Origin of the sequence: Sphingobacterium humi (assembly GCF_009768885.1) — a bacterium.
GTDB classification, from domain to species: domain Bacteria; phylum Bacteroidota; class Bacteroidia; order Sphingobacteriales; family Sphingobacteriaceae; genus Sphingobacterium; species Sphingobacterium humi.
The window spans coordinates 206,249-219,892 of record NZ_WSQA01000004.1 but is presented as its reverse complement, the minus strand read 5'-3'; the positions used below and the strand labels follow the sequence as shown (position 1 = coordinate 219,892).

Here is a 13,644-nt window from a genome sequence, read left to right as displayed (position 1 = left end):
ATGAAAATCATATATAGCATAGTCGCAGCAGCAGCTTTAACCTTAACCAGCTGTTCCGATTTTTTAGACAGACCTATTCTGACTAAACCAAATGATGAAAACGCATGGACGACAGAAGAGAATGTACGTTTATATGCAAATCATTTTTATAGCGATTTATTCCCGGGCTATGGCCAAGGGTTCAATACCGATGGTGCTTCCTTAGCGGGCTATACTTTTAGCGATGATGTGGTATGGCAAGGAAATCAATCGAATTTTACCAGAGCAGTACCGGTAAGTCAAATCTGGAGTTATTCAACCGTGCGTTCAATTAATATTATGATCGACCGTATCCAAAACCGCATGACGGGTATTATGGATGAGGCTGCAACGAACCATTGGTTGGGCGTTGGTCGCTTTTTCCGTGCCTACCGTTATTGGGAATTGGTATATGCCTATGGCGATGTTCCTTATTATGATCGCCCGGTGGCCGATACGGAGCTGGATGAATTGTATAAAAAGAGAACGCCACGCAATGAGGTGATGGATAAGGTGTTTGAAGACATGGAATTCGCGCTTGCGAACGTACGGGTGAATGATGGCCCACAGGTAGTAAACCAAGCGATTGTGGCTGGATTTATTTCCCGTATTGCCTTAGCAGAAGGGGGATGGCAGAAATACTACTACAAAAATAACGACCGCGCGAAGAAGTTTTTCGAATTGGCGGTGAAAGCAGGTGATGTGGTTCGTGCCAGTGGTCGTTATGATATTGTAACGGACTATCGTTCTCAATTTACTTCCGAGAATTTGGCGGGTGTAAAAGATGTGATGTTCTACAGACAATATGATGCTGCCATGGCAGTAAAACACTCCATCTTGTCTATTCATAACATGTCGGAAAACGTAACATATGGCCCAACGGCAGACTTAGTGAAATCTTACATCTGTAACGATGGTCAAGTATGGCAGAACTCTGATGTGGAAGCAGCAACTGATTTTACCACAGCAGAATTGGTAAAAACACGTGATTCCCGTTTTGAAGCTTCTTTCCACGATAAGCCGAACAGCCGCAACAGAGGTTCCTTCCTTTACATCACGAAGTTTTTACCACGTGATGTGGAAGCCCGCGTATCTGCTGGGGGAACTCCTGGAACGGATTTTATGGGAGCAAATAACACCACGGATGCACCTATTTTACGTTATGCTGAAGTATTGTTAAACTGGGTGGAAGCGAAAGCAGAATTGGCAACCCTAGGCGGTGCTGCTGTTTCGCAAACCGATATCGATAATTCCATTAACAAAATCAGAGCAAGACCGCTCGCGAAAGCCGCAGTGGATAAAGGTGTGGAGAAAACTGCCGCCTTGAATATTGGTGCATTGCCAGTAGATCCGGAGCGTGATATTACGGTAAGCCCATTGTTATGGGAAATCAGAAGAGAACGCCGCATGGAAATGATTTTCGAGTACTCACGTTTAGCCGATTTGAAACGTTGGTCTAAACTACAGTATATGGATACCGAGCGTAATCCTGATTTATTAGCTGGCGGTTGGGTTAATTTCCCGAAAGAATTGCCTGGCGATATTAAAACTGGGGTTTCCGTAATGAAATTGAACGGGCAGATCGAAGTGTACAACCCAACAGATCCGGATAGCCAAGCTAAAATGGTAGGATTCTATCGTTATGCAGAGAATAAAGATCGTTTACCTTTCTACAATCAGCCAAATATCAATCCATATTTGTCGCCGGTAGGAAGAACACAAATTAACGATTATGAGGCGATGGGTTATGTGTTGGATCAAACGCAAGGCTGGCCTCAAAATTAATGTTGAATTCATAATGATTAACCATATGAAAATGAAATTAAACCGTCCTTTTGCTGCTTTAGTAGTTGCATTAATAGGCTTCGTAGGGTTTACTTCCTGTTCAGACGATTTCCCGAGCAATGTGGAATCGGATAAATTTGCGGATCTGAAAGCGATTCGTATCGTCAATGCAGGTGCTAGTGGAACTGAGGTGGTAGAAGGTACCATCGACGAAAATAAAAAAACAATCTCTTTCCCTCGTTTGGATACGCTTACAAATTTTGCGGAGTTAAAATTTGAAGTAGAAACGTCCGATGGATCACACTTAGAAAAGGATGTATACAATGTACCTTACGCTAGTGGGGATGAAAAGAAGGAAATATTCTTGAAAATTTTAAACGAGCCTCGTTTTAAAGAATATATGGCCGTTATTCGCTTTAAAGTGCCAGTGTATGGTGCTGACTTTAGCAAACCTGCTGTTTTCGACTATTCGAGTAACCCTGCAGGAAACCCGGTATATGCTGGTTTCGGTGGACAAGCTACACGTGGTACCGGTTTTGACGGCAAGCACGTGTTAATCGTAAGCCGTGGAGCAACAAGTATTCACTTGTTAGCCGTGGAAGACTTGAAAGCCAATCGTATTGCGCCGATCAATCTGGATAAAACAGGTGTTACCGGTGGAACCTTTACCCATAATATGGGTGCACAAATCAACGGACATACCTATGTAGCCAACTTATCAACCTCGGCTGCTTCACCGTTGAAAATTTACCATTGGGCAACACCGACTTCACAACCTGAGGTTATTGCCAATATTAATGTAGGTTCGATTGCCGGTTCGGGAACACGTCATGGCGATAACTTCTCGATGAATTTGGATGCAGACGGAAATGGCTATGCTTTCTTTATTTCTATGGGTGTGCAGGTAATGCGCGTGAAAATTGAAAACTATAATAAGGTAACTGAAACTATTTCTTTTGATACCCGTACAACTTATGGACAATGGTCGGCCTATAACCGCATTGTGGGTACTGATAATTATTTAGTAACGGGCCACGATAAGCCTATTGCGGTGATGAATAATGCTGGTGGTGTTGCTTATACCATGGCTGCAGGTTCCATTCCGGTTCACTCCGGCGATCCGCGCGTCATCAACTTCAATGGCAAACGCTATTTATTAGTGGTAACCGTTCCGCGTGCCGCAGGTACTGCCCCTGATGGCGTATTGCGTTTGTATGATATTAGCAGCGGTGCGAATATCGTAGATGCATTAACGGCTTTTGAACAAGGCGATAAAAAGGAGGTTTATTCATTTACAATTTCTGCAGATCCAAATTCTGCACCTGGTACACAATCTGGTTACCATGTGGTAAAAGATGCCGATGGCAAAGATCAGAAATTAATGGTTTACGGTGCGACAACCGATGCCGGATTTACCATTGTTGAATTCCCTGTAAATGTTGCTGTAGATTAATAGCATATCACATAATTTGATGAAAGGACATCCTGCGCTTAGCTTTAGCAACAAGTGTTTTGGATGTCCTTTCTTACTAATAACCAATTATACATGAAAAGACTTTCGATTTATTTTTGCCTCTTTGTTGGTTTGGCAGTCCTGCTGAACAGTTGTAGTAAAAGCGATGGCCCGGGTGGAAGCGGTTCGGAACCTGACCCGCCGGCAACGGACTTAAAATTCCCGAAGAAAGAAATGCGGGCAGCCTGGTTTGCCACCGTATGGGAATTGGATTGGCCAGGTGTACGTGGTGAAGCTGCACAAAAACAAAAGTATCGCGAGATGCTAGATCGCTTAAAAGCCTTAAAATTCAATGCGGTATTTTTTCAGGTTAAAGGAATGGGCGATGCCTTTTATAATTCCCCTTACGAACCTTGGTCGGCAGCCATCTCTGGAACACGGGGGGTAGATCCTGGTTATGATGTGCTTCAGTTTTTAATCGATGAAACCCATGCCCGTGGCATGGAATTTCATGCATGGATGAATCCTTACCGGATTTCAACGCGTGCGTCATCGGCGACCGCTTTTCCGGCTTTGCATGCTTCCGTGGATCCTAGCTGGATTAAAGATTACGAAACCATCCGTATTTATAACCCTGCAATTCCAGAAGTACGTCAGCGACTGAATGATATCGTGAAAGATTTAATTAGCAAGTTTAATGTGGATGGTATTCATTTCGACGATTATTTCTACCCTTCCGGTCAGACGCATCAAGATGATGCTGATTTTGAAAAGTATGGAGCTGAATATAGTAAAAAGGAAGACTTTAGACGTGCTAATGTAGATAAAGCCATTGAAGGTGTTTTCAACACCATTAAAGCAACAAAACAAGAGGTTGTTTTCTCGGTGTCGCCTGCGCCGAACAAAACAGATAACTTCAATAACCTGTATGCCGATGTGGCCAAATGGACTTCCTCTGGCTGGGTGGATATCTTAATTCCGCAGTTGTACCAAGAGATTGGGAATTCTTACAATCCATTTGAAGGAAATCTTACCACTTGGACTCAATTTAGAGGTAAAGCCGGCTTGGTAATTGGCCATGGATTTTATAAATTTGGCGCCAGCGACGGTGGTGCTGCATTTCAAAATGTAGATCAGTTAGCTCGCCAGTTCGATTTGGTTCGTAAGAACAAGTATGCGGTAGGAAGTGCGATGTATAGTGCACGGGATGTAATCGCGAATCGAATTGGAATTACCAATAAATTAGCAGAATTATATGCGAATGATGTGCTGATGCCTTTCTTCGGTAGAGAGGTGGCAGCAAAACCAATTACGCCGACTAATGTAAAAATTACCGGCAATGAATTAACCTGGACTGTCAGTGGAAATGTAAAATCTGCAGTTTACTATTTTTCAACCTTAACGGCTGAAGGGGAACTGCTCGCCCTTACAGAAGCAACTAAATTAACTATTTCAAAGGCTGGTTATTATTGTGTGACTGCTGTTAATATCGATCATGTAGAAAGTAAAGAGTCTGCAGTGATTAAGAAATAATAAAACCGACACCCTAGCTTAACAGTAGGGTGTTAGTTTTAGTTTATCAGAATATCTAATGAGGAAAAGAATGTATTTGCCGAAACTATTAACACTTGTATTTTGCTTATTGGGCTCTGTTTTATGTGCCCAGAACTTCCGGTTTGCCCAAGTGACAGATACCCACGTGGGTGGTGCCACGGGAGCTGATGATTTGCGCCGAACGGTTAAAGACCTCAACACGATGAAGGATATCGATTTTGTAATCCTATCGGGGGATGTTACGGAGTTTGGCTCCGATCTAGAGCTTGCTTTGGCAAAACAGATTCTGGATTCCTTACAGCTGCCGCTTTATGTGGTGCCTGGAAATCACGATAGTAACTGGTCGGAAAGCGGTGCCAATAGTTTTAGAAAAGTATTTGGAGCAGAAACTTTCTTTTTTAGCCATAAAGGTTTTCAATTTATCGGGACAACTTCAGGTCCGAATATGCGGATGAGTCCGGGGCAGATTCCGCGTGAGAATCTGGTTTGGATGGATTCTGTCTTTCTGGCAAATCCCGATGCAAACACACCGTTGATTGCGATTAACCATTATCCCTTAGACGAATCCCTGAACAATTGGTATGCTTCCATCGATCGTTTGAAAGCGAGGAACGTGCAGCTTGCCCTTTGTGGGCATGGGCACCAAAACCATTTGTATAATTGGGAGGGCATCCCTGGGGTGATGAGCCGGTCGAACCTCCGCGCAAAAGAAGAAGTCGGTGGTTATAACATTATTCATATCAAAGGAGATTCGGCTATATTTCAGGTCAGACGTCCTTTGGTGCATACCGAGCAGCCTTGGTTAAAGCTGCCGCTTAAAAAGTTAACGGCTGATGGATCGACCTACCCTCGTCCTGACTTCGCTGTAAATAAAGATTCGAAAGCCAAGCTGGTTTGGGAGTATGAAGATCATGGTGATATTGGTGCGGGAATCAGCAGCGATGGAAAGGCATTATTTACAGCCAATACGGTAGGTGAAGTCTTTGCCTTGGATTTGAAGACCGGTAAAAAGCTTTGGGCCTACAAAACAGGTGGTAAAGTGTATGCAACACCTGCCTACCATAAAGGAACCATCGTAGTAGGGTCTTCGGATCATTTTATCTACGGATTGGACGCCAAGTCTGGGAAGTTAAAATGGAAATTGGAAGCTGACAAAGCAGTTTTGGGATCGGCAGCGGTATCCAAAGGGAAAGCATTCGTTGGGGCATCTGATGGCAAATTCCGTTGTATTCGGGTAGCTGATGGTAAGCTCTTATGGACGTTCGATCAGGTGAAGGGCTATGTTTCCACCTTGCCTAGTCTGGCGGATGGAAAAGTAATCTTCGGCTCTTGGTCCAATGGCTTCTATGCCTTAGATCAGGAATCCGGAGCATTAGTTTGGGAGTGGGATAACGGCCATAGCAATCGCATGTTCTCCGCAGCAGCTTGCTATCCGGTTATTGCTGCTAATAAGGTGTTTATTGTGGCCCCGGATCGTTATATGACGGCTATTGATTTGAAGACAGGGAAGACGTTATGGCGCGAGAAAAAGGACTCCGCCCGCGTACGTGAATCGATGGGCTTATCGTTTGATAAAAAGAGAGTCTATGCGAAAACCATGGATGGTGAATTAATAGGCGTGCCTGTTACAGCCGATGCCATGGATATTTCCTGGAAAGCACAATTGCAATTGCCGTATGAGCTGGCACCTACAGCCATTTATTCCGATAAAAAGCAGGTGTTTGTGCCAAGTGATAAAGGCTTGCTATCCGCAGTGGATCCAGTGTCGGGTGCTGTAAATTGGCAATATAAAATTTCCAATGGCATGATTAATCCGCCATTGCTGTTAAAAAATAAAATAGTAGTAAGTGCCATGGATGGCAAAATTGTAATGCTGAGTTATTAAAGATAGACCAGTGTACAGTTTTAATCTGAGCTTGCGCGCTCCTGCCGATTGATATGGTTAAGCAATTGCTGCACTAGATAGGGTTTTAGATGCTGATATCTAATATTTGATAACTTTTTAAGAAATCTTTTGATTGAATAATAATATCGTTTTAATTCATGTTGTAACCGGTACAATGAGGGAAGATAAATTATTTAATCGGTTAGGCAAGAAAGTTTATTTATTGAAAAAGAAAAATTATAAATTCGTCTCCCTAAAGGAGAAATAAAATAGTAATGCGTGTTTTTGCGTTTTTTAATAAAAAGTCGCATATTTACGGAAAGTTAAAGAAGTATTGCAAATGCAAATGGGTATGATCAACACAACGGAAAAGGATTCAAATTATCAGAACCTGGACAAAATGTCGGTTCATGAGATACTCTCAAATATCAATCAGGAGGATAAAACCGTTCCTTTGGCGGTAGAGCAGGAGATTCCTCGCATTGAGGCCTTGGTGAAAGTGATAGTAACGCGGATGAAAAAGGGTGGCCGCTTATTTTATATTGGTGCTGGTACCAGTGGTCGTTTAGGTATTCTAGACGCATCAGAGTGTCCTCCAACGTATGGTGTTCCTTTTGACTGGGTGATTGGTTTAATTGCAGGAGGTGATACTGCGATTCGTAAAGCTGTTGAGTTTGCTGAAGACGATGAAGAGCAAGCCTGGAAAGATCTAGAAGAGTACGCGATCAATGCCAATGATGTTGTTATTGGTATTGCTGCTTCTGGAACCACTCCTTATGTAATTGGCGGTTTAAATAAGGCCAACGAAATGGGAATTGCAACAGGCTGTATTGTTTGTAATGGGAACTCACCAATTGCTGCAATTGCTCAATATCCGGTAGAAGTTATTGTGGGTCCGGAGTTTGTTACAGGGTCTACCCGTATGAAAGCCGGTACTGCGCAGAAACTAGCATTAAATATGATCAGCACGGCTGTTATGATCCAATTGGGACGTGTAAAAGGAAATAAAATGGTCGATATGCAACTGTCTAACCATAAATTGGTAGGACGTGGCGTGCGTATGGTGATGGCAGAGACAGGAACCGATGAGGAAACTGCAACAGCTTTGATAGAGAAATTCGGGAATGTGCGTAAAGCGATCGACAATTATAACCTTCAAAAGAACAGCTAAATTCATATATGTCTCCAATAATATTATTATCCTTTCTGGTAGTTTATTTCGGAATCTTATTGGCCGTATCCTATTTTACGTCTAAAAATTCTTCAGATAATTCTACGTTCTTCGTTGCCAACCGGAATGCCAAGTGGTATATGGTTGCCTTCGGAATGATAGGTACTGCCTTATCGGGAGTTACCTTTATCTCCGTTCCGGGAGATGTGGGAAATACCCCTGCTGGGCTCACCGATGCCAATAACTTCAGTTATTTCCAGTTTGTATTAGGTAACGCCATTGGCTTTGTCATCATAGCCTACGTGTTGTTGCCGTTATACTATCGCATGCACCTCACTTCCATTTATACCTATTTGGAAGAGCGTTTAGGGCATAAGAGCTACAAATCGGGTGCTATGATCTTTTTGGTTTCCAGAACCATCGGGTCCGCATTCAGGTTATACCTGGTAGCCATTGTATTGCAACGTTATATATTTGATGCCTGGAATGTGCCGTTTATACTTACGGTGGCAGTCTGTTTACTCCTAATCTGGTTGTATACGAATAAGGGTGGGTTAAAAACCATCATTATTACTGATACCTTGCAGACTATGTTCTTGTTATTAGCGGTTATCTTGTCCATTTACTTTATGGCCGACGGACTTGGTATCAGCGTATTTGAAGCATTTGAGAAAGTAAAAGAGAGTTCCTACTCGAAGATTTTTGTTTGGGAGAACCTGTTAGGCGATACGCGTCATTTCTTGAAACATGTGATCGGTGGTATCTTTGTGACCATTGCGATGACCGGTTTAGATCAGGATTTAATGCAGAAGAACCTTAGTATGAAAACTATTGGTGAGGCCCAAAAAAACATGATGACCTTCACTGGTGTTTTCGTTGTCATCAACCTATTCTTCTTAGCTGTAGGTGCTTTGTTGTACTTCTACGCAGATGCGAACGGTATCAGTTTAGCAGATTTAGGAAAATCAGATTATTTATATCCAGAAATTGCCCTTCGTCATTTATCCTTGTTGCCGGGTATCATCTTTATGATGGGTTTAACCGCTGCAACTTTTGCAACAACAGACTCCGCTTTGACAGCCTTAACTACTTCCTATTGTGTAGATTTCTTAAACTTCAATAAGAAAGAAAATCCGAATGATCCGAAATTGGTTAAGCAGCGTAATTACGTCCATTTAGCCTTTTCTGTGGTGATGCTATTGGTGATCTTGTTGTTCCATTGGATTAACGATGAGTCGGTGGTATCGGCCATCTTTAAAATTGCAGGCTATACCTACGGGCCATTATTAGGTTTATTCTCTTTTGGTATCTTAACCAAGCGTCGTGTTAACGATAATTTGGTGCCTTATATTTGTGTGATTTCACCATTGATTATCTTTTTGTTAACGCAATACGTTCTACCGCACACCAATTATAAGATTGGTTTCGAGCTTATTGTGTACAATGGTTTAATTACTTACCTTCTTTTGTTATTGACCTCTCCGGGCAAGGTAGAAGGAAAATTAGTCGGCAGACAATAATTGCCGCTAAGGATGATTTGTGGGTGCGAAAAAAATGCAGTAAGTTTGACTTAAACGTATTTTTTTCGCACCTATGTATCGTCAAATAGAAGAATCTATTCAAGCTATACGTCGTAAAATCGGCGAGTTTTCCCCAGAATTTGGTATTATTTTAGGCACAGGTCTAGGCAAATTGGTTGATGAAATCGAGGTTGCCCATCAGATGATGTATGCCAACATCCCGAACTTCCCTATTTCTACGGTTGAATTTCATACCGGAAAATTGATTTTCGGCACCTTAAATGGCCGAAAGGTTGTGGCGATGCAAGGGCGCCTGCATTATTACGAGGGCTATTCGATGCAAGAAATTACCTTCCCCGTGCGGGTGATGAAAGCCTTGGGCATCCAAAAGCTATTCGTATCCAATGCCTCGGGATCTTTGAATCCGGAGATTAAGAAGGGCGATATCGGCATTATTGAAGATCATATCAACCTGTTGCCCGACAATCCATTGCGGGGCAGCAATAATGAGAATTTGGGGCCACGTTTCCCGGATATGAGCCAACCTTATGATAAGGGCATGATACAGCAAGGAATGGAAATAGCCGAACGATTAGGCGTAAAAGCGCATGAGGTAGTGTACGTGTCGACTCCGGGTCCGAATTTAGAAACCCGAGCAGAATATCGTTACATGCGTATTATCGGTGGCGATATTGTCGGCATGAGTACCGTTCCTGAAGTGATTGTTGCAAACCACATGAGTCTGCCTGTTTTTGCTATTTCCGTGATTACCGATGAAGGATTTCATCCGGATTTAAAGCCGGTTTCCTTACAAGAGATCGTTGAAGTAGCGGCAGCTGCCGAACCGAAGATGACAAGCATATTAAAAGAATTGATTGCATTGCAATAATCTTGGATTTTTGCCCTATTTTTGAGGGCGTTTATTTATAGATTCTTACATGAGTATACTGAACAGGTTGTTATTGATATTGGTTTTGTTTGTGCTGACTCCGAAGCTTTATGCCCAAGAGGAAGAAGAATTCAGTTCCGCACTCGATTCAGCAAGGGCAAAAGAAGATAACAAAAAGGATTCTGTTGTATTTACGGCCAAGTATGTGCGCTATACCAACCTAGCGACCATGAAGCGCCTGACCAAAACGTATCAGATTGATACCTCTCATGTCAATTTCCAATATTACAATAAGCAAAACCTGCCGTGGAACCCCAGCATCAACTTAGGTTCCTATGGCCTTGCAACGCGCGACCTCCTGTTTAACCCCTCCAAAAAGATCGGCTTTCAGTTAGGTTACCATGCCTTAGAGCGCTATATCCTGCATCCCGATTCCGTTGAGTATTTTCGTGCCCGAGCGCGGTTTTCCGAATTGTATGCCGTGGGCTTCTTTTTTGATGACCAAGTCTTTCGTGCGCGTCTAGCCCAGAATATTAATCCCAACTTAAATATCGGAGCAGAATACCATGCCAGCAATACCGACGGGTACTATAAAAACCAGCAATATAGCGATCGGAAAGGGGCTGTGTTTGCCTGGTACGAGTCGCCCAGCAAGCGTTATAACCTTTTAAGCAACTTCACCTTCAATACAGTAGATGCTACCGAAAACGGATCCGTGTTGAACGATACTCTTTTTCGGGATACCTCCAGCAATAACTCGCCAACCAGTTATTTGGTGCGCTTAAACGGCCAACAAGCCAATCGCCCATTCAATAAATGGAAAGACATTGGGTTGTTCCTACGCCAGTCCTATTACATGGGGCGCATAGATACAGTAAACAAGGGGATGCCCGATGCGGAAATCCACCCCACGAATGTCATCGCGCACAATTCGAGTATTCGACAGCAGAAGTATATCTTTTTCAAAAATGAGGGCGATTTAAACAATGCCTTTCCAGCAAGGAATTTTGTTCGGGTAGATGATACCACGAAAATTACTACCATTAGCAACGATTTTTCCTATAGTTTCTATCTGCGAGGGAAGAGTATGAAGAACGAGGCTAAGGTGGAACTGGGGTTTCAGAACGATTTAATCTGGTATGCCGATAGTACCATGAGCGAGCTCTATCAGAACAGCATGGTGAAAGGGGCTATTGGGTATAAATTCAGTGATAAGGTTGATGTTAACTTTACGGCCAATCAAATTGTTGTTGGTCGAAATTTTGGCGACTTCCTGTATGAAGCCTATGCCGATATCCACCTGAATGATGCCATTGGTGCCTTACGCGTGGGGGCTTATTCGCAGAATAGTTCGCCGGAAATGATTTATGAAACGGCCAATTTAACCTACCATTCCTGGAAGGATTTGAATTTAAACAAAATTAAAACTCAAAACCTGAACTTCGCTTACGGGAATAAGAAAATCGGGTTTCATGGTAAACTGGAGTACTTCCTGATCAATAATTATACGTATTTCAAAGAGAGTGCCGATCCGGAAACCGGGGAAGTGATTCCTAGGGAGATTACGCCTACCCAAGCTGGGAACTTAAACCTATTGAAACTTACCGTAGGGCAGAATTTTAAATTCCGCAAGATGCATTTGGACAACCTGGTGGTTTACCAAAAATCAGACGCCATGGATGTGTTGGCAACGCCGGAATTGTATACCTTCCACAGCCTTTATTACGCCGATATTTTATATAAGGTGATGGATTTCCGATTGGGTATGGATGTGCGTTTCAATACGCCGTTTAATACGCCATCTTACGCCATCAATGCCGGGCAGTTCTATAACAACCAGAAAGGCCTCGAATTCTCCACTTATCCAATCGTCGATTTTTGGTTAACAGCCAATATCGATCGTGTTAATCTATTTTTAAGTTATAATTTCGCAAACCAGCATGTGTCACCTCGCGGCTATTACACCGTACGTAGGTACCCCATGAACCCGGCCTTCTTGCGCTTCGGGGTTTCTTGGAAGTTTTACGATTAATCTTTTCATACCTTCGTTTTCTTTGCTATTAGCCTAATATCCGAGGCTAAGGAATCAGCTATGGCATGTACATTCCATTTTTCTACCGTTGAAAACCTTGGGTAACCTATCCAAGCGACCTTGCACCGATCATCTTTTTTGTAGTCCCCTTTCACTCCCCTTTCAAACTCTTCTCTCACCCCTTTCAAACCCCTTTCAAGCCCCTTTGGAATGGGCTTTATAAAAGCCTTAAAAAGGGATTGATTCGATTGGTATACGAAGCTGTTCTAAAGTTGTTTTAAGCGCTTCTAAGCGTTGTTTGGCGGGTTGTTGGGGATTGTTATTGCGGATGGGGCTAGCGTTGCTGCAGTGTTTGCTGCGCCGGCGGGAATTTTGCCCTGGCTAGAAACGAAAAAAGCATCAATTTCTTGATGCTTTTTCTGTTGGTGGAGGCTACTGGATTCGAACCAGTGACCCTCTGCTTGTAAGGCAGATGCTCTGAACCAGCTGAGCTAAGCCTCCGTTTTTGTTGGTGGAGAATACTGGATTCGAACCAGTGACCCTCTGCTTGTAAGGCAGATGCTCTGAACCAGCTGAGCTAATTCTCCTTTTCCCTGTTGCGGTGTGCAAATATAGGGCTAAAAATTGATTTGCAAAATTATTTTGAAATTATTTTCGGAAAAATAAGGCAATTAATTCAAAGCCAAATAGATAAAATAAGGTGCCCCAACGCTAGCTGGGGATGGAATTAAGGCCATGTTGCTGAAAGGCTGGAAAAAGCAGCGCCTACTCGTTCATGTAGGAATAAATGATGCGCATATAATAGGCTTCATCCAGTACCGTGACCAGCTGGTTCAGCTCAATTTTATTAAAAGAAAAGTTTAGGCCTTCGTAGGGCGTGTTCAGGAGTACCCGTAGGGTGCCATCGGGAAAGGGGATGCGGCAATCTTCGTAAACCAGGTCTTTCACAATGTTGCGAAAGGCAAGGAATTCGTTAATGCTAAAGTTGATATGTAGATTATTGAAGCACAAATGGATGAGTTTGTTGCCGTTCGGCATGCTAATAAAACCCAGTTCGTTTCGGCTAAGTATGGTTGGTCTGTTGCAGGCCATAGTATTTCCGTAATTTATCAAGAAGGTGAAAACTTGCGCCTGGTTTACCCGCTGGCCTATCCCTAGCGGGTAAACAGGACTTTGTATGAAAATGAAGTTGTTCTTTCTTCGTGCCGATAAATATACGGCTTATTTAGAATGATTATAAACAAAATGAAAAACGGGTAGTTTTTTGACATTTTTATTATAAATTTTCCTTAGCCTATCATGCTCCTTCGCTATAATAACGAGGGTAGATGGCAGAT

9 protein-coding genes and 2 tRNA genes are annotated in these 13,644 nt (G+C 42.8%); 8 read left to right on the top strand and 3 right to left on the bottom strand.

Going from position 1 to position 13,644, the window contains the following annotated elements; genetic code table 11:
• From GQF63_RS07025 to GQF63_RS06990, 8 genes are all read left to right on the top strand, one after another.
• Positions 1-1,803 (top strand): RagB/SusD family nutrient uptake outer membrane protein, encoded by a 1,803-nt coding sequence (locus GQF63_RS07025; RefSeq protein ID WP_160368501.1) that lies wholly within the window; start codon positions 1-3, stop codon positions 1,801-1,803.
• 25 nt (positions 1,804-1,828) lie between these two features.
• Entirely contained in the window at positions 1,829-3,256 is a 1,428-nt protein-coding gene (locus GQF63_RS07020) for a DUF4623 domain-containing protein (protein ID WP_160368500.1), read from the top strand.
• A 93-nt stretch (positions 3,257-3,349) separates the two neighbouring features.
• Positions 3,350-4,789, top strand: coding sequence for a glycoside hydrolase family 10-like protein (locus GQF63_RS07015; protein ID WP_160368499.1), 1,440 nt, complete (start codon positions 3,350-3,352; stop codon positions 4,787-4,789).
• A 58-nt stretch (positions 4,790-4,847) separates the two neighbouring features.
• The gene (locus tag GQF63_RS07010) at positions 4,848-6,695 is read left to right on the top strand and encodes an outer membrane protein assembly factor BamB family protein (protein ID WP_246163375.1); all 1,848 of its coding nucleotides are present in this window, start codon (positions 4,848-4,850) and stop codon (positions 6,693-6,695) included.
• A 334-nt stretch (positions 6,696-7,029) separates the two neighbouring features.
• On the top strand, positions 7,030-7,866 hold the full coding sequence (murQ, locus tag GQF63_RS07005) for an N-acetylmuramic acid 6-phosphate etherase (RefSeq protein ID WP_281346838.1): 837 nt from the start codon (positions 7,030-7,032) through the stop codon (positions 7,864-7,866).
• Between the two features lie 8 nt (positions 7,867-7,874).
• Entirely contained in the window at positions 7,875-9,386 is a 1,512-nt protein-coding gene (locus GQF63_RS07000; RefSeq protein WP_160368497.1) for a sodium:solute symporter, read from the top strand.
• 73 nt (positions 9,387-9,459) lie between these two features.
• Positions 9,460-10,275 (top strand): purine-nucleoside phosphorylase, encoded by an 816-nt coding sequence (locus GQF63_RS06995; RefSeq protein ID WP_160368496.1) that lies wholly within the window; start codon positions 9,460-9,462, stop codon positions 10,273-10,275.
• A 49-nt stretch (positions 10,276-10,324) separates the two neighbouring features.
• Positions 10,325-12,307, top strand: coding sequence for a putative porin (locus tag GQF63_RS06990; protein WP_160368495.1), 1,983 nt, complete (start codon positions 10,325-10,327; stop codon positions 12,305-12,307).
• A gap of 423 nt (positions 12,308-12,730) precedes the next feature.
• Here GQF63_RS06990 and GQF63_RS06985 read toward each other — a convergent pair.
• The 3 genes from GQF63_RS06985 to GQF63_RS06975 form a co-directional block, all read right to left on the bottom strand.
• Positions 12,731-12,808, bottom strand: a tRNA-Val gene (locus GQF63_RS06985).
• A gap of 8 nt (positions 12,809-12,816) precedes the next feature.
• A tRNA-Val gene (locus GQF63_RS06980) sits at positions 12,817-12,894 on the bottom strand.
• Between the two features lie 178 nt (positions 12,895-13,072).
• Positions 13,073-13,399 (bottom strand): DUF6686 family protein, encoded by a 327-nt coding sequence (locus GQF63_RS06975; protein ID WP_160368494.1) that lies wholly within the window; start codon positions 13,397-13,399, stop codon positions 13,073-13,075.
• Between the last annotated feature and the right edge of the window lie 245 nt (positions 13,400-13,644).

Coding starts and splice junctions, on each gene's coding strand:
- GQF63_RS07015 (WP_160368499.1), top strand. CDS start 3,350: ATGAAAAGACTTTCGATTTATTTTTGCCTCTTTGTTGGTTTGGCAGTC.
- GQF63_RS06975 (WP_160368494.1), bottom strand. CDS start 13,399: ATGGCCTGCAACAGACCAACCATACTTAGCCGAAACGAACTGGGTTTT.
- GQF63_RS06995 (WP_160368496.1), top strand. CDS start 9,460: ATGTATCGTCAAATAGAAGAATCTATTCAAGCTATACGTCGTAAAATC.
- GQF63_RS07000 (WP_160368497.1), top strand. CDS start 7,875: ATGTCTCCAATAATATTATTATCCTTTCTGGTAGTTTATTTCGGAATC.
- GQF63_RS07010 (WP_246163375.1), top strand. CDS start 4,848: ATGAGGAAAAGAATGTATTTGCCGAAACTATTAACACTTGTATTTTGC.
- GQF63_RS06990 (WP_160368495.1), top strand. CDS start 10,325: ATGAGTATACTGAACAGGTTGTTATTGATATTGGTTTTGTTTGTGCTG.
- GQF63_RS07025 (WP_160368501.1), top strand. CDS start 1: ATGAAAATCATATATAGCATAGTCGCAGCAGCAGCTTTAACCTTAACC.
- GQF63_RS07020 (WP_160368500.1), top strand. CDS start 1,829: ATGAAAATGAAATTAAACCGTCCTTTTGCTGCTTTAGTAGTTGCATTA.